This is a genomic window from Cytobacillus sp. FSL R5-0377, assembly GCF_038004385.1.
GTDB lineage: Bacteria > Bacillota > Bacilli > Bacillales > Cytobacillaceae > Cytobacillus.
The window spans coordinates 431,175-452,576 of the sequence record NZ_JBBORA010000001.1; the positions used below are offsets into that span (position 1 = coordinate 431,175).

The window sequence follows — 21,402 nt, forward strand, 5'->3', positions numbered from 1 at the left end:
TTCATTTCTTCTACTGAAGAAGAGACTTCCTCAACTTTAAATGTTACATCACAAATTGAATGAGCAATTTCAGTAAAAGCTGTACTATCATTTGCTGAATCTGAATGGCAGATTGCTTGGAACCCTCTGCCAGTTTTCTGACCTCGTCAGCAACAACCGAAAAGCCTCTGCCATGGTCACCTGCCCTTACAGCTTCAATAGCGGCATTCAGTGCCAGTAAATTTGTCTGCTCTGCTATATTGGTGATGATCTCCACAATATTGCTGATTTCATATGATCGAGATTCCAGCTTATAAATATGCTGAGAAGCACTGCCTTCAGAAGTATTTATTTTATTCATTTGACTTACAACATTATCGACCGAGTTAGTGCCTTGTTTAGTTAACAATTCAGCCTTTTCCGCTGCTTTAAGCATCAGCTCGCTGCTTTAAGCAATTTGCTCCATTCCGGATGAAATCTCTTACATTGAAGAAGTTACCTCTCTGAAACGGTGAAGCTGCTGTTCAATGCCAAGAGCATTTTTCTGAGAAATACCTGCTACCTGCCCTGAAGCCAAAGAACTTTCTTCTGCACTTGCAGCAAATTGTTCACTGCTTGATGCAACTTGTTCTGATGTACTTCTTACCTGGCTGACTACAGATCTCAGGTCTTGAACCATCTTATTTAATGAGGAAATAAACACTCCTATTTCATCCCGGTTTTTTCCTTTTATTGAGGTTTGACTTAAGTCTCCTCCTGCCACTTTGTCTATCGTTGCTGCAGCCATAATAATCGGCCTGGATATCATTCTGCTAATAACATAAGCTATAAGCATGGCAGCAAAAATGGCTGTAATGGTAATTAATAATGTAATTGTCTGAGAGAATTTAACGCCAGCAACAGTTTCATTTATCCCGTCTTCTAATTGCGTTTCATAAAATTTTACAAGCTCGTCCGCTTTTTTGTTAAAATCCTGGCTAACCTGTTTTTCGGAGGTTTCAACTAATGACATGTAAGCATTATTCTTATCCAGCTTAAACTTAATTTCTTTGTCAATAATGCTCTGGTAGCGTTTTTGAAGCACTTCCAGTTCTCTCGCCAATTCCTTTTCGTTTTTACTGCCAGTTAATTCATTCAGTTTATTAATATGATGTTCCATTCTCTTGCGGGAACTTTCATAGTCACTTAGATATGTATAATCGCCTGTCAGGAGATAGCCGCGGATTCCCCCTGCTTCATTCATCAGCTCCGCCTTCAGTGTTTTCACAAGCATCACTTCTGTGACATTTTCATCTATTAAGCTTTGATAATCCCGGTTTACATTACCGAGTTCATAATTAGAGAAAACGGCGGCAAAACCAAATAATAAAATGACAGACAAAAAGCCGAAGAACAGTTTTTTTGCCACAGATAATTTCATAATCTCCCTCATTTCCAGATAAAATAGGATATTATACTTATAATTTATCATGAACAACCTGGCAATTTAGGTACTTTTTTCCTGGGGTGGCATATTAACAGAAAGTTCTCTTTCTTTCCCCCTATAAAAAAAATGCCGCTAATCCGGCTGGCAGATTAGCGGCAACTATGCAGACCAAAGATCCTTAGGGAGGAGATCTTCTATATCATTGTATTAAAAGCTGCAAGAAAGGTGTGGACAAACCCCTCCGCTATTTGCTTATTTTTAACTAATTGTTATTTCTTGCGTTATAAGTCCTACAACCAGGACAGTCGGCACCTATACTCGAATCATGAAAAAGGTGCCGCCCGCCTTATACGGCTTTCTTCAGTATATCTTCATATTTTTTTGCGGTTCTAATTTCAATTGTTAGAACTCCATTTCCGAAGTGTGCTTTTACAAGCAGGGGAATCCCGGTTGTATTCTCAAACCTGAAATCTTTACCCCCGTAGGATACTGTTGCATCCCTGCCCTTAGGGACATACCCCACCGTCACGGAATGGTGATGTTTTTCCACATAGCTTACTCCAACTTTATCGATTGCATTGAAGAGGGTGGAGGATGTTTGGCAAATACCGCCCCCAATACCCATCACCAGCTTTCCATTAATGGCTTCTTCTGCGGGCTGATATCCATGCGCTTCATCACTGGGTCCCACTGTTGTATTAAATGAAAAATGATCCCCATTGCCAAGAATAATATTATTGATGGCTTCTGCTGAGAGTTCAATGTTTTTGGTCCTGCCTGCCACACCGCTGTTGAAATAAGTGGTATAGGATGCAACGACTACTTCCCCCAAATGTGGAACATCAGCTGGATCATAACCGCTTTCCGACACATAGAGCGGCAATTCAACTTCTCCGCCGCTTACAGAAGCAGCAAAAATTTTATCCACTAATTCGCTTTCTTCCAGTATAATTTCTGGCTGCCCTTTAATAATATTGCCATCAGGACCAAGTTTATCAAGGGTCATCCTTTGGTCATACCCTTTCTTTTCATCTGTTCCTCGTGCTATTTCTTTGGCCCACTGGGCAAGATCTGCCCTATATTTTTCATCGTTATCTCCAAATCCCATTTCAGCAGGACTGAAGGTCTTGAGAACTGCATTTGAATTGGGATCAATGACATTAACCACGACTGGTTTTACTTCTTCCTTTTTTTCTTCCTTTTTGTCCTGCTCCCCTGCCGTCGCCTCCTCTTTAGGCTGTTCTTCTTTAGACTTTTCTACCGCCGCCTTTTTCTCAGGCTCATTGGTGGCGACTTTCCCCGAACAGCCTGCTAATCCCATGAAACAGATAATCAGCAAAATTGAAATTCCCCAGTTTCGCTTGCTCATTTTTCCCCCAGCTTATAGAATATTTTCTTCCTCTCTCTATTTAAGAAGCTGTTGCCATTTTCTATTTGTATTCAATGACGAATTAAGGTATTCCTGCCCTGCGCTAAGTTATAGTTGTACCTTTTTCCTATTTAAAAAACGCCGCATTTAGCAGACGTTTTATCAGCTTATAATCCTCCGCAGCTTGAGGGGTTTTTTTCCTGCTGTTTACCCTTTGAATAATCTTCCCTTTTCGCAACGGATTCTAAACCATAACCAGTTGAGCTGATTTTCAGCACTTCTTCTGGCGCTTCACCAAATGGTTTTTCATTTCTGCTTTTGTCTCTCTTCATGCTAATCCTCCCTGTTTCACCCTTTTATACCATGAAGCCATTCACTATAACATTCCTTGCAGAGTGTTTCTTCCCGTTCATTATCTGCCATATCAAACGAAATCAGATGCTTTTGTCTGTCCACTATCTCCGCCGCACAATAAAAACACTTTTCATTCATGAAGCAGCCTCCTTATTTGAAAGTGTTTTTATTTTGAGGCCACAGGGTATTTTTTATTCGTGATCTTGGGGTTCATAGAGAGCAGCTTATTTACTTATTGTTCATAATTGACCATGAAAGAAAAGACTTAATTCCTACTTGACTAATCGGATAAATATGAATTAAAATATATTTAACAAAAGGAGGGTTTAATACATGCCATTAAACAGGGAAACATTAATCAGCAAATTATTATCATTATCTAAATTCCAGCAAAATCATAGCTTGTTCAATTTAAGTGACCGGAAGCTGGAAGCTCTGTATTTGGATCATATTTTATTTTCACCTCACCCTCACAGCGGACATCAATCAATCAAATTAGTTGGGAAAAATAGATAATTAGAAAGCCTGCAGATGCTCAGTAAGCATTGCAGGCTTTTTTCATTCAAAAAACTCCATATGTCCTTTTTCTGTTCTATAATAATCCAATCTATCCTTTAATGTTCCTGTATGAAATTCAAATTTATGTCCGTCCGGATCTGTGAAATAAATCGATTTCTTATCCCTTGTGTCCCTTGCACGGCCAGGCAGGATATGCACCTTCAGCTCTTCTAGTTTATTGCACATTTTTTCAAAATCTGTTTCATCGACTGTAAAAGCAACATGTGTATAGGAATGAGCAATTTCATTCCTTGGTATGTTCCGTTCTTCATTCAGGGCAATCCAGATCCCAGCCATATCAAAATATGCAGTCGTTTTGCCCTTTACCAGGAGCTTCGCATTAAATGCCTCTTGATAAAATTGTATCGATCTCTCCAAATCCGAAACTGAATATAAGAAATGATTTATACCCCTAACCGCCATATGTTCTGCCTCCCATATCAGTACTTAAGTAAAATTCTTGCATACCTATTAGACGCCTGGCGGTCCATGTATGTTTCATATCCAATCCAAGCATAAAAAAAGGGAAATCCTCGATTTCCCTTTGCGACTAATTCTTAGCCAATTTTGGTACCATATTTTCCTGCTTTACTTCTTCAACAGGGTCTTCCATAGGAGTTGCACGTTTAATAAAGAAGGCCAGAACAAGTGCAGCTGCAGCAATAAAGGTTGCTACGAAGAAAGCATCGTTAATCCCTTCAAGCATGGCTTTCATTAGAACCTGCTGCTGCATTTCCGCCACTGCAGCTTCCGTCATTTGGCCGCCATTAGCCATAGCCCCGCCTTTCATTGCTTCTTTCGCAATTTCTGCAGCATGTGTTTCTGTTCTTGTTGACATAACTGTTACTAATAAGGCTGTACCTATTGCACCTGCAACCTGGTTCAATGTATTGTTCATAGCAGTTCCATGAGGATATAAACGTCTTGGCAGCTGGTTTAAACCATTAGTCGAAACAGGCATCATAACCATGGACATCCCAAACATTCTTATAGAATTCAGGATGATTAACTGTGTGTAAGTCGTTTCCAGGGTTAATCTGCTGAAAATATAGGTGGTTGCAACTATTATGGCCAAACCTGTAATCGCTAAAATCCGGCCGCCGATTTTATCGAATAGCTTTCCTGTTAATGGAGACATAACAGCCATCACAATAGCACCTGGAAGCATCATTAATCCTGCATCCAGCGGTGAAATGCCACGAAGTGTCTGAACATAAATCGGAATTAGAATCATTCCGGAGAACAGTGCCATATTAACCGTCATGGCGATGGCAGAAGACAGTGCAAACATAGGATATTTATAAACGCCAAAGTTTAGCATCGGGCGGTCACTTTTAGTCTGCCTTAAGATAAACCATATTAAAGAAATAACACCAATCACAATCGTTAAATAGACATGCGGACTATCCCATCCCTTATTTCCTGCAGAGCTGAAGCCATAAAGAATTCCTCCAAATCCTGCACTTGAAAGAATGAGCGAAAATACGTCCATACGGATATTTACTTTTTCCTTCTTATCTTTAAGTAACACAGCTCCCAGCACCAGAATAACTCCCGCTAGTGGAGATAGAAAGTGGAAAAGCATTCTCCAATCATAATGTTCGACAATCCACCCTGACAGAGTCGGGCCAATTGCAGGGGCAAACATTAAGATTAAACCAAATACACCCATAGCAGCCCCGCGCTTTTCAACCGGGAAACTGATCAGCATGACATTCATTAACAGCGGCATCATGATGGCAGACCCTGAAGCCTGCAGCATTCTGCCACCCAGCAGAATTGGGAATTCATGCGCAACCCCTGCGACAAGCGTACCAAGTGTAAATAAGCCCATTGCCACAATAAATAACCTGCGGACTGTATATTTTTCAATTAAAAAGGCAGTAGCCGGGATCAAGATACCATTAACCAGCATAAAACCGGTAGTCAGCCACTGCACTGTTGCCGCTTCTATTTCTAAATCTGTCATAATAGATGGCAATGCAATATTAAGCAATGTATTATTCAAAAAGGCAATGAATGCCCCGATCATTAAAACAGCAAGTATTCCATAAGGAGCCCGGTCTGTTTTATTATTTATTGCTTGTTCCATTATTTTTCCTCCTGTACACTCAGTTCATTCTTTTATACTCGTGTTACACACAAATCATATAATATACTATGAGTTCAATTTTTGCAACAAAAAAATCCTTGTAAAATAGAGGGTTTGTGTAAATTAATTCATTGAGGTACTATTAAGTTATACACATAGTTCAAATAAAATGACAGGTGATTATATATGAATAACAGGAAAATGCATGTTATACAAAAAGCACATCAATTATTCCTGGAAAAAGGTTTTCAGGCAACATCCATTCAGGATATTTTAGATTACAGCGGGATTTCTAAGGGCACTTTCTATAACTATTTTTCTTCAAAAAACGAACTGCTTATTTCCATTTTTAAAACATTGCATGAAAAAATGGAATCAGAACGCAATAAACTTCTTATTGGCCAGAGCCCAAGCAGCTTGGAGGTATTCACTCAGCAGATTGAACTGCAAATGAATATGAATCGGACCAATAAGCTGGTTGCCCTTTTTGAAGAAGTCCTTGTTTCAAATGACCCTGAACTCAAGCAGTTTATTAAAGAAGGACAGCTTAGAATGGTGGATTGGATTTTTGGACGGTTTATCGAAATTTTTGGGGAAGATAAGAAGCCATATCTTCTGGATTGTGCCGTTATGTTCCTTGGCATCCTCCATCATAACGTAAAATACTATACTAAATTCTTTGAATTCTCTTCAAGCATTAATCCGGTGGTCCGCTATAGTGTAGAAAGGATAAGGAAGGTCGTTGAAGAGGTAAGTTCAGCCGGTGACTATCTGCTGAAGCCTGAGCTTATTGAAAACAGATTTCGAAATAAAGATCATGGTAATTTGTATATTCTCTGCAAATCCATATTGACCTTAAAGAAGTCCATCAAGCAGAAAGAACAGAACGATTGCATGGAGCTTCTGGACTTTATTCAGGAAGAGATAGTTCATTCGAAAAAACCAAGGAAATTCCTCATAGAGAGCGCACTTCAATCTTTGAGCAGGTGTATCGAATTTATGGATGCCAAAGAATTTGAGAATCTTGAAAAGCTGGTTTCTTCCTGCTTTATGCCTCGGGAGGAAGAACCGGTATAAAACCCAAGCCTGCCCCAATGGAGCAGGCTTTTTTGCTATTTCCCCTGTTCATTCATAATCTTTCCAAAAACGGAAACACTACACTTAAAGCCGAAACAAACTGGTGATTGCGGAATGGAAAAAATGTTAAAAAAGAAGAGACCTGTGTCAGAAGTCGAACTTGAGGAGCTTGAAAAGTCGCTTTCACGGTCTCATGATTTTCAAAAAGTACATTATAGCAATAGACAAACTGGGCTCTGTTTTTCCTTTACTTATTACAAAACACTGACTGACCAAAAGATGATCACCAAAAGTTTGCTCCCTCAGCTTCTTCAGGGTAATTTCAACAAAATAGATAATTTGAAGAGGCTTTTGCCATCTGCAAGCATTCAAATTTGCGAAGATCTTTCAAATGCTGAATATTTGCTATTAAATGGCTATGTGATGATTACAACCGAAACTGAGAATAATAAAGCAGCTTTTATGGCTGCTAAATGTTCTTATGTAAGGGAGCTGACACACCCTGAAGTCGAGCAAACCGTTATTGGAGCAAAGGAGGCCTTTGTCGAGTCACTGCAGAATAATCTGAATTTAATCCGCAAAAGGTTGCCCACCTCTGAACTGATCATTGAGGAATATTTTATCGGCAGCATTTCCAGAACAGTTGTGGCGGTTCTCTATATAGAGGGAATCACGAATGCAGATTATGTCAGCAAGGTTAAAGAAAGAATCGACAATATCGATTTTGATGAAATCACTGACAGTTCCTATATTGCACAGTTTATTTCAGATAATAAGAACTCTCCTTTCCCGCAGGTGCTGGATACAGAAAGACCAGACAGGGCAGCTGCTGTCCTTGCTGAAGGAAAAGTCGTGATCGCCGTAGACGGGTCACCGCATGTGCTGATTACCCCTACAACGTTTTCTGAATTCTTCAGTTCCTTTGAAGATTATTTTATAAATTGGACTATCGCTTCTTTCGCAAGAATATTGCGGGCCTTTTCTGTTATTTTTTCAATACAGATTACGTCCATATATGTTGCAACGCTGACTTATCATATGGAGCTCATCCCCACGGATTTGTTAGGAACACTAGTGACTTCAAGACAGCATATTCCTTTGCCGCCTTTCTATGAAGCCTTAATTCTCGAACTGGTAATAGAGCTTTTAAGAGAAGCTGGAGCCAGATTGCCCACAAAAGTAGGCCAGACAATCGGTATCGTGGGCGGGATTGTCATTGGGACAGCATCTGTGCAGGCAGGGCTGACAAGTAATGTCCTGTTAATCATTATCGCACTGGCAGCTCTTGCCTCTTTTACAACACCAGTTTACAAAATGAATAATTCGATCCGATTTCTAAGATTCCCGTTTTTATTTTTTGCCACATTATGGGGTTTTGTAGGAGTGCTTTTCTGTTCCTGTATTTTGTTAACTCATATGATCAGGCTAACATCACTCGACAGACCTTTTTTGGAGCCGTTTTATCCACCCAGGTATCGGGACTTGAAAGACTCATTTATCAGATTTCCGTTTCAGCCATTAAGGCCAGTTTATTTTAGAACGCAAAATCCGCATAGGTTTCAGCCTCAGAAAAAATCAAAAGTAAAGAAAGATATTGATGAGTAACAACGAAAGCCTGGCTACATATGCCAGGCTTTCATTATGCCTTAGTTGATTTATCCTCCCATGGTTCAAAGGAAAAAGGGATTCCGATCATTTTTGCTGTGAGTTCATTATAAGATACAAGATCTTTCCTGGATAATTCTTTTAATGACTTTTTCCCCATGGCTCTAAGCGCCAGTTTGATTTCCTCAGTGCTTGCGGTCAAGAACTTTTCCGCCGACTTAGCACCATCTTCTGTTTTGAATACATCTGTGAACTTCCCCTCGTTCCATACAGCCTGTGTTGGAGGTTCAAAAGGAAGTGCATTCAGGGTTTGTGTATGAGACACAGTAAACAGCATAACAGATCCCAGATATACCGCATCTGCTCCAAGTGCCAGAACTTTTAAAAAATGTCCGGGGGTAAAAAGTCCGCCAGAAACAATTAAGCTGATATCCCCCTTCTTTTTTCTTTTTTCAAGATGGTTCGAGGCACGCGTGATAGCATGAAGGGTTGGTATACCAAAATCATCTGCCAATAAGGGAGGTGCACCAACAGATGCGCCCTGTCCGCCATCAACTGCAATAAAATCTACACCTATTTCGATTAAATGATCAATGTCTTCTTCTATCTTACCCCCTGCCCCTATTTTTGCACCGATTGGAACACCTCCTGACATTTTTCGTAGCTCATCCACCAGTTCCTTTAAATCCTTCAATGTCTGCTTTTCAAAAAAGTGTTCCATTATATGGGCAGTTTCATCTTCCTTTAACCCCATGACTTCTCTTGCACGACCTGTTAAATTTTCTGGGGAGATGTTTCCGCCCATTCCCAATGTAGCTCCCTGACCCAGCTTAATTTCAATCATGTCCGCCCTTTTAATAGTCTTCTCTTCCTTGCCCCACTCCGTCTTAGAAAATTGGAGAATGTATTTCCCGGCACTTTCAAGCTCCTCGGGCAGAATTCCGCCTTCACCGGAATTTATGGCCGTTCCAGTATTCTTGGCAGCTGTTGCTAATGCGATTTTTACTTGCTCACTAAGAGCAATTCCATAGGCCATACCACTGATCATCAGTGGAATTTTAATCTTCATCGGTTTTTTCGCTTTTGGACCAATTGTCACTTTCACATCAACGTCTTCGTCACCATCAATGGGAAAAGGTGAAGTTTGTGCTGGGATAAATGTAATTTCATCAAGGTGCGGCCATTTTTTCGATGAGCCAAATGGGCGATGCAGCACATCTCCAGTTTCCGCACGCAGGTTATTTTCAAGCGCATTTTGAATGCCCAAATGCCTGAAACCTGGAATCAGCTCAATAATGTTTTCCTGATAGCTGTCTGTCATTATGATCTTTCCAGCCTGCTTTACTGCCCGCTTCATGAACCAGCGCCAGCCGTAAATTAACATAAATAGTAAAAAAATATACATTAAGGAAATCAGTGCCAGTATTGCAAATATTAATATTTTAGTCATTGGTTTTCTCCATAGATCTTTTAAATTCCATTATTTCCATTGCAAGGGAATTTAACCTTTGACTTTCCGGTTTTCGGAATAATAACCATGCGGGAGGCAAATTCTATGTAAAAATATAAAATGAGGTGAATTGATGGACAGTCGTGAGAATGATCGACCGTATAATATTGATAAAGAAAAACAAGTTAATGGAAGTCTGCTTGAATCTATGATGGAGCCTATGGACCAGCTTTCCAAGGTTCCTCCCGAAAAAACAGACCCCAGAACCAGTGCTGGAGAGAAGAATTAAAAATGAAGAAAGCCGGCTTTTCAAATGCCGGCTTTTATTTTTATATGGAGTACCAGACCTGATTCACTTACCTTCTTAATTCAGCTGCTTATTATGTCTTTGAATCTCATAAATTCTCGCTTCATGCGGGAGCATTATTTCTTGATTCTCTTCCGTGTCCCTTCTGTAATTTGCGAGAATCAGTTCCCGATTTGGAAAGCCATCAAAGTTGAACGTCTGCTCCTCGTCACAATGGTTTAAAACAATCAGCCAGGTTATATCATTATAGGAGCGTGTAAATACATATAAATGTTCATCATCTGGCAATAGATCCTTATAATCCCCGTATACCATAACCTCGTTTTGTTTTCTTAATTCAATCAGCTTTTTGTAGAAATAAAAGATAGAGTTTGGATCACTCAGAGCTGCTTCAACGTTAATCTCCTTATAATTCGGATTCACTTTGATCCATGGTTCTCCATCAGAAAAGCCAGCGTTAATGCTGTCATTCCACTGCATCGGTGTCCTGGAATTATCGCGGCTCAAAAGCAATAGACTTTCAAAGACTTCCTTTGGATCCCGCCCTTTAGAAACTTCTTCATGATATTTGTTCTTCATGGCAATGTCATTGTAGTCTTCAATCGAATCAAATTTCACACCTGTCATGCCAAATTCTTCGCCCTGATAGATATAAGGAGTCCCAGGTAATGTATGAATCATTGCCGCTAGAAGCTTTGCAGATTGGTCTCGAAACTGGCCATCATTTCCATAGCGGGTTACCTGTCTTGTGTGATCATGGTTGTTGAGGAATTGCGAATTCCAACCCTTATGCTTAAGGCCCTCATACCAGCTTGTTTGGATTTCCTTAAATCTGAGCATGTCCCATACCGGCATTTCATCTGCGACCTGAAAATGGAACAGTGTGTTTAATTCATTCCGGCTTTCATTCACATAGAGCAATCCCTCTTCCGGTGAAACAAACGGAATCTCGCCGACAGTCATCACATCATAATGCTGAAGAACTCCCTGGTTCATTTCCTGAAGATAATCATGGATACCCGGATTATTGGCGAGATAGCTAATATCATAAGGATTCTCTGCATTAGATAAATCTTCTTTTTTGGCTAGTAAATTAATCACATCCATTCGAAACCCGTCGATGCCTTTATCCAGCCAGAAGCGCATCATTTTGTAGATTTCCTGGCGCAATTCGGGATTTTCCCAATTTAGATCAGGCTGCTCGACTGCAAAGGAATGATAATAGTACTGTCCTGTTGCTTTGTCCCATTCCCAGCAGGAAGGAGCAAAATAGGATCGCCAGTTATTTGGCTCCCTGCCATCCTTTGGATCCTTCCAAATATACCAATCTCTTTTCGGATTATCCTTTGAGGAACGTGATTCCAAAAACCAGGGATGCTGGTCAGAAGTATGGTTCACAACCAGGTCCATAATGACCTTCATTCCGCGCTGGTGAATTTCATGAATTAGATCATCAAAGGCAGCCATATCACCGGCTTTTTCCATAATTCCATAATAATTTGAAATATCATAGCCATTATCCCGGTCTGGTGACTGATAAAAAGGATTCAGCCAAATCACATCAATGCCAAGGTTCTTGATATAATCAAGCTTTTCGATTATTCCTCTTAAATCACCATAGCCGTCACCATTGGAATCATTAAAGCTTCTCCAGTAAATTTGATAAACAACAGCTTCTTTCCACCACTTTTTATTCACAGGGACCACCTCATTATTATCAATTCTTGTAAAAAAGGGCCCCAAAACAGGCCCTATCTTTATTATTTCTTTAAGCGATACACTCTAGCTTCATACGGCTTAAGTGTCAGGCTATCAATTTCTTCATTTTCATCTGCGGTCAGGTTTGATACCAGAAGTTCCTTAGACGAATAATGGATATGTTCCGGAAGCTTAAAGTCAGGTGTTCCTTCACTGAAGTTGCAGATCACAAGCAGCTGATCATCACCCAGAGTTCGTGTGAAAGCAAAAATCTGCTCATCCTCTTCCATTATTAAATCAAATGTTCCATAAACAATTACTTCATTTTGCTTCCTAAGCTGAATCAGCTTCTTATAAAAATGGAAGATTGAGTCTTCATCTTCTAAAACTGCTTCTGCGTTAATTCTTTTATAATTAGGATTTACGCTGATCCAAGGGGTTCCTTCTGAGAAGCCTGCATTCGGGCTGGCATCCCACTGAACAGGCGTTCTCGCATTGTCCCGGCCTCTCTCATGAATGCCTTTAAAAATTTCATCATGTGTTAAGGAATCCGGTGTAAGATCACGGTATGCATTCAGCGTTTCTATATCACGGTAATCATTGATATCATTGAACTTTACGTTTGTCATGCCGATTTCCTCGCCCTGGTAAATATAAGGCGTCCCCTGCATCATATGAAGGCATGCAGCAATCATTTTACCGGAAATTACGCGGTATTCTTCTGAATCATTTCCCCATCTGGAGATGGCACGGGGCTGGTCATGATTACTCCAATACAAACTGTTCCAGCCATCTTCTTCAAGACCCTTTTGCCACTTGTTGAAAATCTTTTTCAGATCAGTCAATTTCCAGGGGCGTGGATCCCATTTGCCATATTGCCCATCCCCAAGACCCACATGTTCAAAATGAAACACCATATTTAATTCATTTCTGTCCCGGCCAGTGTAGAGCTTGCCTTCATCAACTGTTACACCAGGCATTTCGCCAACCGTAATAGTATCATACGGGCTAAGGGCCTCTTTGTTCATTTCCTGCAGGAACTCATGAATTCTCGGACCATTCATATAATACTTGCTGCCATCCCCATATTTATGGCCTTCCCGGATCTCTCCCTGAGGATAGCTGGTATCTTTTGAAATGAAATTTACGACATCCATGCGGAATCCATCAATGCCTTTATCCAGCCAAAAGCGCATCATTTCATACACTTCATTTCTAAGGACAGGGTTTTCCCAATTTAAGTCAGGCTGTTTTTTGCTGAACAGATGCAGGTAATATTCTCCGGTTTGTTCATCATATTCCCATACACTGCCGCCAAACGCTGCTCCCCAATTAGTAGGAGGTTCGCCATTATCCGTCTTTTTCCAGATATAATAATCCCGATAGGGGTTGTCTTTTGATTTTCTCGATTCTTTAAACCACTGGTGTTCATCGCTTGAGTGGTTAACAACGAGGTCCATCATAATTTTAATGCCGTATTCATGCGCTTTTGCCAGCATGCCGTCAAAGTCTTCCATGGTTCCGAACTCATCCATAATATTACGGTAATCTGAGATATCATAGCCATTGTCATCATTAGGAGATTTGTAAACGGGGGATAGCCAGATGACATCGATCCCCAATTCCCCTAAATATGGAATTTTTTCAGTGATTCCGTTGATATCGCCAATCCCGTCACCATTTGAATCATTAAAGCTTCTTGGGTAGATTTGATAAATAACGCTTTCTTTCCACCAGGTTTTGTTCAATTCATACAACTCCCATCAAAAAAGTATTCTCTATTATTTGATTGAACCCTTCATCACACCGCTTATAATCCATTTTTGGGCAAAGATGTACACAATTATCATTGGAGCAAGTGCCATTAAATAGGAGGCAAATGCCAAATTATAATCTGTGCTGAATTGGCCCTGGAAAATATATTGAACAAGCGGCAAAGTAGCCATTTCTCGGTCGCTCAGCAGAACAAGCGGAAGCATGAAATCATTCCATGCACCAAGACTCGTAATAATTGCAACTGTTGCATTCATAGGTGCCAGCAGCGGGAAAATGACCTTCCAGAAGACACCCCATGTGGTTGCTCCGTCCATAATAGCCGCTTCTTCCAATTCAACTGGAATGGCACGAATGTAGCCGATATAGATAAACACATTAAAAGAAAGATTGAAAACAATATACAAAATGATTAATCCAACCAGATTATCCATTCCCCATGCACTGGTCTGTTTGACAAGAGGCAGCATGATGATGGGAAAAGGAATAAACATCGCACTTAAAAAATAGAAGTATAGGAACTTATACAACTTCTTATGAAGGTTTCTCGCGATGGCATAAGATACCAGTGAGTTCGTTAGCACTGTAAAAATGACAACAAATATTGTAACGAATGCACTATTTTTAAACGCATTAAAGAAATTAGTCATTTCGATTGCCTGTGCAAAGTTGTCAAACGACCATGATTTTGGTAGAGCGAGCAAATTCCCTGCCATTTCAGGCGGTGTTTTAAACGCAATGGTAATGGTTAAATACAGTGGAAAAAGAATGAGCAATGAACCTAAGATTAATAGAGTAGTCACTAGCCAGCTCGTTTTTTTGCGATTCATTAGTTTTCCACCTCTCTTTTATTTAAGAATTTCAGCTGAATAACAGAAAAGACGATGATGACGATAAAGTATATAACCGCATTGGCTGATTGATAGGCAAACTCTCCGCCTTCAAATCCTCCCCGGTAAATAAGCAGGGAGATCGATTCGGTTGACTTTCCCGGGCCCCCGCCAGTAAGGGCAACAATCTGATCAAATACCATCAGAAAGTTCTTCAAAGACAGAACCATATTAATGGTGAAAAAAGGTGCTATCAGCGGAAACGTAATTTTCCAGAACTTTGTCCAGACACCTGCACCATCAATGCTTGCCGCCTCATACAAATCCTCTGAAATTGTAACCAGCCCCGCAAGATACAAAATAGTATTAAATGACACAGCCTGCCAAACGGCTACAATAACAATCCCGATCCATGCAAGGTCCGGATTTCCAAGAATATTTCGAGTAAGAAATTCCCATCCGAATGCATCGCCAATCTGCGGCAGGAAATGAGCAAATATAAAATTAAAGATAAAGCCAACAATCAAAATACTCAGAATGTAAGGCAAGAAGTAGACTGCCCGAAGCGTTCTGTGAAACTTAATCTTGGAGTTTAGCCCGATGGCCACAAGAAGGCTAATAATATTGACCAAAATGGTCGCAACAATGGCAAATTTAAAAGTAAATAAGTAAGCATCTCCTGCACGTTCATCTTTAAAAACGTTAAGGTAGTTTTTTAATCCTACAAAATTCCAATCTCCATATCCTTTCCAATCCGTAAAGCTGTAAAAAATCCCCTGCAAAGCGGGAAAGCTGTGGAAAATGAAGAAAAGAAGGAAAGCGGGTATCGTGATGATGAGAAACACACTGTTTTTCTTTTTCATATTGACAACTCCTTTTTAGAAAGCCAGGAAATCTCAAGAGATTCCCTGGCCTGTGCCATTAACGGTTTTGAACTTTTTCCCACTCGCTGTCCATTTTCTTCAGGAACTTTTCTTTATCTTTCTTGATCAGAAATTCCTGAACAAGGTTTTCAGCTCCCATGCCTGCAGGATAATAATGATCAGGGAAGCTTGTAATTGTTCCATTTTCAAAGTTGGCTTTGATTCCTTCAAAGACTGGATCTTCCTGGTAAACTCCTTCAATGGCAGAGAAAGCTTTCTGCTCGTCAATGTAGGTTTTAGCAGTGTCTTTATTCATCATAAATTCAACAAACTTCATCGCTTCTTCTTTATGCTCAGTTTCATTGCTGACTGCTAAAAGAACATCTACACCTGAAACAAGTTTGTTTTGTGCAGGTTCGTTAGTAACAGGCATTGGGAATACTCCAAGTTCCATATCTGGATTTGCTTTAAGTATTTCAGGGATTGCCCAGTTGCCTTGCAGATAGAAAACAGACTTGCCGGCCGCAAATGCATTGTTTCCATCCCCATATGCAACACCCATATTGTCTTTGTGGCCATATTGGACTAATGCAGCCATCTTGTCTGCAACTTCATCATACTTTTCTTTGAATGATGTTTCACCGGCATCTTTCTTTTCGGCAAAGTCTTCTCCAGCAACATTAGCACCAAGAGAGTTCCACGCGATCATGCCAGTCCAGGCATCTTTCAGCGTAAAGTAGATCGGTATGTCACCAGCAGCTTTCACCTTTTCAAGACTGGCGATGAATTCATCCCAGGTTGTCGGGACTTCAAGGCCATGTTCTTCAAACTTTGCTTTGTTATAAATTACGGCATTAGCATTTGTGGCATACGGAAGACCGAAAGTGCCTTCTTCTTCAGGTCCAACCAGGCGATTGATCATATCGATATAGGATGGCTGAACTGTTTTAGCTAAATCTGTTCCTGAAAAATCCTCAAGAACGCCTGCACGGCCAAGCTCGCCGTAGGTAGCATTACCAGCGATAGACATGATGTCAGGAAGATCGTTTTTAGTCAGGCGTGTTTTCAAAACCGTTTCTGCTTCCGGAGGTGCATCCAATTTAATCTTAATATCAGGATTTTCCGCTTCGAATTCTTTAATCAATCCTTTGTATGTTTCGATGCTTTCTGATTTATTAGAGAACAGCTCAAGCGTTACTTTACCATCGTCACTGCCATCAGATGAACATCCAGCCAGTAAAGATGCTCCTAAAGTTAATGCCATCACACCTGCAGTCATTTTTTTAAACATGGTATATCCCCCTATGTGGTTTTTGTATAATAGCTCAGTTACGTAAACGTTTACGTAACTGAGCTGAGAAAAAGAGAGCTATTATTTTCTCTCTTTCACACTCATTCTTTCTATGATTTTGTGCTGCATTATCCGGCTTTCCGGAGTTTCGCCTGTTTCTAGGATTGAAAAAAGCATTTCTGCTGCAGCTTCACCCATTTTTGCCAGAGGCTGTCCTACTGTCGTAAGTGGAGGGGTGGACATTTCAGCAAGTTTCAAGTTGTCATACCCTATCACTGAAATTTCGTCTGGGACTCTTATTCCCATTTGATATGCGGCTGATAATGCACCTATTGCTATTTCATCACTTGCTGCAAATATTGCCGTTACATCTGGAAACTGTTCGATAAGACTTTTAAAACCCTCAACACCATAAGGGAAGGTAAATCCCCTGCCGAAGACAATATTATCAGAACCCAGAGGTATATTATGATCTGACAGAGCCTTTTTAAAGCCCTCAATCCTCGGAATCCCCGCGATGATATCATCCTTGTTACCGCTTATCATTCCAATTCTGGTATGACCCTTATCGATTAAATGCTTAGCTGCTGCATATGCTGCATGAAAATCATTGACCTTTACGAAAGGCAAAGGGTAAGCATAGGACTCTGTCGAAAGCAGAACCATCGGCATCCTGGTTTTGATCACAAATTTATAATATTCCTCTTTTAATATTTCGCTGGCAAATATAATTCCGTCTACCCTTTTCTCGGTAAGCAGCTGGAGATATTTCATCGTTTTTTCGCCATTTGATTCTGTATGACAGACAATCACGCTGGAACCGTTATCATTTGCGGCCTTTTCAATTCCATCCAGCAGATCGGTAACCAGTGAGCTCGAAAGCTTTGGGAAAAGCACCCCTATTGTATGGGTTCTCTTATTAATTAATCCCCTTGCCACTGCATTAGGCTGATAGCCCAGTTCTTCAATTACTTTTAGAACCTTGCTTTTTGTTTTTTCTGAATAACCTCCCTGGCCATTTAAGATCCTGGATACTGTTGCAATAGAGACATTTGCCTTTTTAGCAACATCTTTGATGGTATAGGACATATCCCACCTGCTTTAAGAAACTGATTTTTGTTACGAAAACGTTTACGTTGTAATATTATCACGATGTGTAAGCCTTTTCAATATTTTTTTATGACTTTTTTGAAATTTGTATATACAAGAATACAATAAAAGGAGCCTAAAAGGCCCCTTATAAAATAATCAGTGCTTTATTAGCATATTCGTTTAATAACTTTAACAACTTAGCCCTTAAGTACCTTCTTCACTGCTAAAATAACGGGCAAGTTCAATCACGGAACTCCCTATCCTTTCGACTTCAGGAAAAATAACTCGTGAAATCCCCTCCTCAAATAAAGCCTGAGCAGTTACTTTCCCAACCGACAATGCTACAGTCCGTCCTGAAAAACAGACTTTCAATTGTTCTTTAGCATTTCTCTCCCGTGCGAAGCTGAATAGATTCCGTACTTGAGGTGTACTTGTGAAAAAAACAGAATCGAGCTCTCCATCAAGGAGCTCTGACAGCAGCTGACTCATCACTTTTTCCTCTGGAGGAATATGGATATAAGGTAGAATATCTTCGTAGTCCGCCTGATTTTCTTCCAGCCATTGTTTTAGTTGCGGTGCCGGGTCCCCGTGAAGCTGCAGAGCTACTTTCGAGCCTTTCAATGGATATGCTGAGAGCTCCCGCATTAACCCTGCCATACTTCCGTCATCATCCCGCACTGCAGGTAAGATTTCAAGCCTTTTCAGAGAGTTGGCGGTTTTGTATCCCCTTGCTGCAATTTTTGTTTTTTGCAGGCTGCTGATCAGCGCATCACTCCTATTCATGTCAAAAGAAGTTTGATAAATGGTTTCGACACCTATGCCTGTTGTAAAGATAACCCAATCGAAGCTGCCCTCAATCAGCATTTCTACATGATCCTTAAGTTTATCATCCTTCAGCAAGGCGGTTCCCTGTGCAGGCCTGCTGACTGCAACCCCACCCTGATTCTGTACTAACTTGCTGATTTCATCTATTTTCCGTGAACCTAAAAGCGCAATTTTTTTGCCGGCAAGCTTTTTCATTTTTTACTCCCCCTCGGTATGAATCTCTTTATGTATCATTATAGAATATGTAATTCCATAAAACAGCGTTTAGCACATTAAGTAGAGCATCTTTTATATTTTTTCCAGGGTATACAAGTTTTGTCCACTATGTAACTTCATTAATAAAGGCTCTTTACGTATAAATTTGTGTTTTTCGCTTATCAATGTTGTCCGTTGATTGCAGCGAAGGGATGCTCAAGCGTTCTGCAGAGCGGGCGCCTAACCCTCCCCGATGCTGTGCGTCTGCGGGGTATCACCTGTCCCGCTACTCCCGCAGGACGTTGAATAAGCTTCTTTGAGTACACACCGCACGAAGAAAATGCGCATGCTTTTCGAGGATCTCGCACCTTCCGCTCCAATCAACTCTGTAGATATAATCCAAATAGCAACATACTTTACGAAAACTGCCTTAACAAAAAACTGCCTGCAGGATCTCCCGCAGGCAGTCATTATTATTTATCAGCCGGTTCAGTTACAGGCGTTTTTTCAGTGTTTTCGTTCTTTTTGGTTACTCCATTGTTCTCTGCTTTGTAATCATACTTGGAACGATCAACCGGTTCGAAGTTTTCCGGTTTGTAGAAGCGGAGCAGGTCTCCGTTTACTACTTTATCAGATAGCGCCAATTTCTGCTCAGTACTTTCCTGAAGCTTCTCTGCTTCTTCAAAACGGCTTTCATCCAGCAGTTCACCAGTTGTGGAGTCATAGAACTTACCGTCAACAGATGAAATGGTTGGGCTCATGAAATCACCGTTACGGAAAGGAACAAGATCATCATGATTTTCTGAGAATAAGTCTGTGCCGAACTGCAGATACTGCTTAGTATCAATACCAAGCAAGTGCATCAATGTTGGCATTAGGTCTATCTGACCGCCAAACTCATGGTTTACTCCACCTTCCATGCCAGGTACACGGATGAATAGCGGAACTCGCTGCAATCCTGCACTATCGAAAGCTGTAATTTCCTTGCCAAGCACTTTTTCCATTGCTTTATTATGGTTTTTGGATATTCCATAATGGTCGCCATACATGACAATTACTGAGTTCTCATACAGGCCGGAAGCCTTTAGCTGTTCAAAGAACTGTTTAAGCGCTTCGTCAGCATAACGGGCAGTCTGGAAGTAATTATCAACTGATTTGTCCCCTGTAGTATGAGGCTCAATAGTCGCCTTTTCCTGATCCATATGATATGGATAGTGATGGGAAACAGTAATGAATTTAGAATAGAACGGCTGCTTCAGGGATTTAAGGTATGGCATGGATTGTTCAAAGAACGGCTTATCCATTAGGCCGTAGTCAGCCATGTTTTCAGGTTTTAAATCATAGTAATCTGCATCAAAAAAGTTATCATATCCAAATGATTTATAAATCTCGTTACGGTTCCAGAAGCTTCCGGAGTTACCGTGGAAGACTGCAGAAGTATATCCTTTATCCTTCAGAATTGCCGGAGCTGCATTATACGTATTCATGCCTTTTGTTGTAAAGGCAGAACCCTGCGGCAGCCCATATAGGGAGTTCTCAAGAATAAACTCTGCATCTGCTGTTTTACCTTGTGCAGTCTGATGGAAGAAATTATCAAAGTAAGTTGTATTTTCTTCTTCAATCAGCGAGTTCAGGAATGGTGTTACTTCTTCTCCATGCAATTCATAATTCATTAAGAATGTCTGAATAGATTCAAGGTGAAGGTAAATTACATTCATGCCTTCAGCTTTTCCAAAATACTTTGAATTCGGCTCTGCATAATTCGATTTCGTAAAGTTTATGACTTCAGTTGTATCACTGCTATCAGCCATAACTCTTTGTGCAGATGCCTTCGTGCTTTGCACTGCATCATAGATCGTATAATTGTACATGCCTAAATATTTAACAATATAGTTACGGTCAAATCCTCTTGTCAAAAGCTCCGGGCGGTCTGTTTCAGCCAAGCCCAGATTAGCAAAGGAAATGGCAAGTGACGCATAAATTAATGCTGCAGTTCTTCGGCGCGTCCAATCCTTTGTTTCAATTTTAACGGCTTTAAAAACAAGCAAGCCTGCAAGCAAGATGAAATCAATGAAGAAAAGGATATCAGTTGGTTTTAATAGTGAACTGATGCTTCCGCTAACGTCACCGAAATTCTGTGTCTGCGTCAAGGTCGGCAATGTAATAAAATCATTAAAGAAGCGGTAGTACACTGCATTTGCAAACAGCAGGAACGATAGCAGGAAATACATAAACATCAAGGCGATATATTTTTTCCTGCCTTTAAAAAAGAATGCAAATCCTAAAAACAGCAATGAAGAACCAAGCGGGTTAATGAATAACAGGAATTGCTGCAAGGCACTTTCAATGCCTAAATTAAATTGTGTCATTTGAGTAATATACGTTTTCATCCAGAGCAGAAATACTGCTAAAAAGAAAAAGCCAATATATTTATTTAATATATCCTGACTTTTATGAAGTAAAGTATTCAAAATCATACACCTGCCTTCTAGCACATTATTGTAACATATTTCGCTAGTTATTTAAAATTCTAAAGTTGGCAATCAGCCTAATTATTAGTTTACCTGATAAATATTAATAATCTATGAACAGGCAAAAAAGCACTTCACAGGAATATA

General features: G+C 40.3%; 20 protein-coding genes. 4 read left to right on the top strand and 16 right to left on the bottom strand.

Features of this window, described 5'->3' with window-relative positions; genetic code table 11:
• Nucleotides 1-43: 43 nt before the first annotated feature.
• From NSQ49_RS02180 to NSQ49_RS02200, 5 genes are all read right to left on the bottom strand, one after another.
• Nucleotides 44-415 carry a methyl-accepting chemotaxis protein gene (locus tag NSQ49_RS02180; protein ID WP_159869239.1) on the bottom strand — a complete coding sequence of 124 codons (372 nt, stop codon included), beginning with the start codon at nt 413-415 and terminating at the stop codon, nt 44-46.
• A 45-nt stretch (nt 416-460) separates the two neighbouring features.
• Nucleotides 461-1,399 (bottom strand): CHASE3 domain-containing protein, encoded by a 939-nt coding sequence (locus NSQ49_RS02185; RefSeq protein WP_251283749.1) that lies wholly within the window; start codon nt 1,397-1,399, stop codon nt 461-463.
• Nucleotides 1,400-1,751: 352 nt separating this feature from the next.
• Nucleotides 1,752-2,774, bottom strand: a complete 1,023-nt coding sequence (locus NSQ49_RS02190) for a VanW family protein (protein ID WP_251283748.1) — start codon at nt 2,772-2,774, stop codon at nt 1,752-1,754.
• A 167-nt stretch (nt 2,775-2,941) separates the two neighbouring features.
• On the bottom strand, nt 2,942-3,106 hold the full coding sequence (locus NSQ49_RS02195) for a hypothetical protein (protein WP_159869230.1): 165 nt from the start codon (nt 3,104-3,106) through the stop codon (nt 2,942-2,944).
• 16 nt (nt 3,107-3,122) lie between these two features.
• Entirely contained in the window at nt 3,123-3,266 is a 144-nt protein-coding gene (locus NSQ49_RS02200; RefSeq protein WP_201306592.1) for a hypothetical protein, read from the bottom strand.
• A 195-nt stretch (nt 3,267-3,461) separates the two neighbouring features.
• Here NSQ49_RS02200 and NSQ49_RS02205 point away from each other — a divergent pair, with 195 nt between their 5' ends.
• On the top strand, nt 3,462-3,644 hold the full coding sequence (locus tag NSQ49_RS02205; protein ID WP_159869227.1) for a hypothetical protein: 183 nt from the start codon (nt 3,462-3,464) through the stop codon (nt 3,642-3,644).
• A gap of 42 nt (nt 3,645-3,686) precedes the next feature.
• Here NSQ49_RS02205 and fosB read toward each other — a convergent pair whose 3' ends face one another.
• Entirely contained in the window at nt 3,687-4,109 is a 423-nt protein-coding gene (gene fosB, locus NSQ49_RS02210) for a metallothiol transferase FosB (protein WP_159869224.1), read from the bottom strand.
• Nucleotides 4,110-4,236: 127 nt separating this feature from the next.
• On the bottom strand, nt 4,237-5,778 hold the full coding sequence (locus NSQ49_RS02215; protein WP_159869221.1) for a DHA2 family efflux MFS transporter permease subunit: 1,542 nt from the start codon (nt 5,776-5,778) through the stop codon (nt 4,237-4,239).
• 186 nt (nt 5,779-5,964) lie between these two features.
• Between NSQ49_RS02215 and NSQ49_RS02220 the strand changes: the two genes are divergently transcribed.
• Nucleotides 5,965-6,855, top strand: coding sequence for a TetR/AcrR family transcriptional regulator (locus NSQ49_RS02220; protein ID WP_251283747.1), 891 nt, complete (start codon nt 5,965-5,967; stop codon nt 6,853-6,855).
• Nucleotides 6,856-6,969: 114 nt separating this feature from the next.
• On the top strand, nt 6,970-8,460 hold the full coding sequence (locus NSQ49_RS02225; RefSeq protein ID WP_251283746.1) for a spore germination protein: 1,491 nt from the start codon (nt 6,970-6,972) through the stop codon (nt 8,458-8,460).
• 34 nt (nt 8,461-8,494) lie between these two features.
• Here NSQ49_RS02225 and NSQ49_RS02230 read toward each other — a convergent pair whose 3' ends face one another.
• Nucleotides 8,495-9,910, bottom strand: a complete 1,416-nt coding sequence (locus NSQ49_RS02230; RefSeq protein ID WP_251283745.1) for an FMN-binding glutamate synthase family protein — start codon at nt 9,908-9,910, stop codon at nt 8,495-8,497.
• Nucleotides 9,911-10,043: 133 nt separating this feature from the next.
• Between NSQ49_RS02230 and NSQ49_RS02235 the strand changes: the two genes are divergently transcribed.
• Entirely contained in the window at nt 10,044-10,199 is a 156-nt protein-coding gene (locus NSQ49_RS02235; protein ID WP_201306591.1) for a hypothetical protein, read from the top strand.
• A gap of 75 nt (nt 10,200-10,274) precedes the next feature.
• Here NSQ49_RS02235 and NSQ49_RS02240 read toward each other — a convergent pair whose 3' ends face one another.
• The 8 genes from NSQ49_RS02240 to NSQ49_RS02275 all read right to left on the bottom strand — a co-directional run bounded on the left by NSQ49_RS02240 (nt 10,275) and on the right by NSQ49_RS02275 (nt 21,261).
• Nucleotides 10,275-11,915 carry a glycoside hydrolase family 13 protein gene (locus tag NSQ49_RS02240; protein WP_251283744.1) on the bottom strand — a complete coding sequence of 547 codons (1,641 nt, stop codon included), beginning with the start codon at nt 11,913-11,915 and terminating at the stop codon, nt 10,275-10,277.
• Between the two features lie 62 nt (nt 11,916-11,977).
• On the bottom strand, nt 11,978-13,663 hold the full coding sequence (locus NSQ49_RS02245; protein WP_159869206.1) for a glycoside hydrolase family 13 protein: 1,686 nt from the start codon (nt 13,661-13,663) through the stop codon (nt 11,978-11,980).
• A 33-nt stretch (nt 13,664-13,696) separates the two neighbouring features.
• Complete coding sequence (locus tag NSQ49_RS02250) at nt 13,697-14,518, bottom strand: carbohydrate ABC transporter permease (protein WP_251283743.1); 822 nt, start codon at nt 14,516-14,518, stop codon at nt 13,697-13,699.
• Nucleotides 14,518-15,381, bottom strand: coding sequence for a carbohydrate ABC transporter permease (locus NSQ49_RS02255; RefSeq protein ID WP_251283742.1), 864 nt, complete (start codon nt 15,379-15,381; stop codon nt 14,518-14,520). Before NSQ49_RS02255 ends, NSQ49_RS02250 begins: the two co-directional genes overlap by 1 nt.
• A gap of 58 nt (nt 15,382-15,439) precedes the next feature.
• Nucleotides 15,440-16,672 carry an ABC transporter substrate-binding protein gene (locus NSQ49_RS02260; protein ID WP_251283741.1) on the bottom strand — a complete coding sequence of 411 codons (1,233 nt, stop codon included), beginning with the start codon at nt 16,670-16,672 and terminating at the stop codon, nt 15,440-15,442.
• An 81-nt stretch (nt 16,673-16,753) separates the two neighbouring features.
• Nucleotides 16,754-17,761: a LacI family DNA-binding transcriptional regulator gene (locus NSQ49_RS02265; protein ID WP_251283740.1), complete on the bottom strand. Its 1,008-nt coding sequence runs from the start codon at nt 17,759-17,761 to the stop codon at nt 16,754-16,756.
• 207 nt (nt 17,762-17,968) lie between these two features.
• A complete protein-coding gene (locus tag NSQ49_RS02270) occupies nt 17,969-18,784 on the bottom strand; it encodes a uroporphyrinogen-III synthase (protein WP_251283739.1) in 816 nt (271 codons plus the stop codon).
• Nucleotides 18,785-19,257: 473 nt separating this feature from the next.
• A complete protein-coding gene (locus NSQ49_RS02275; RefSeq protein WP_159869191.1) occupies nt 19,258-21,261 on the bottom strand; it encodes an LTA synthase family protein in 2,004 nt (667 codons plus the stop codon).
• Nucleotides 21,262-21,402: the final 141 nt, after the last annotated feature.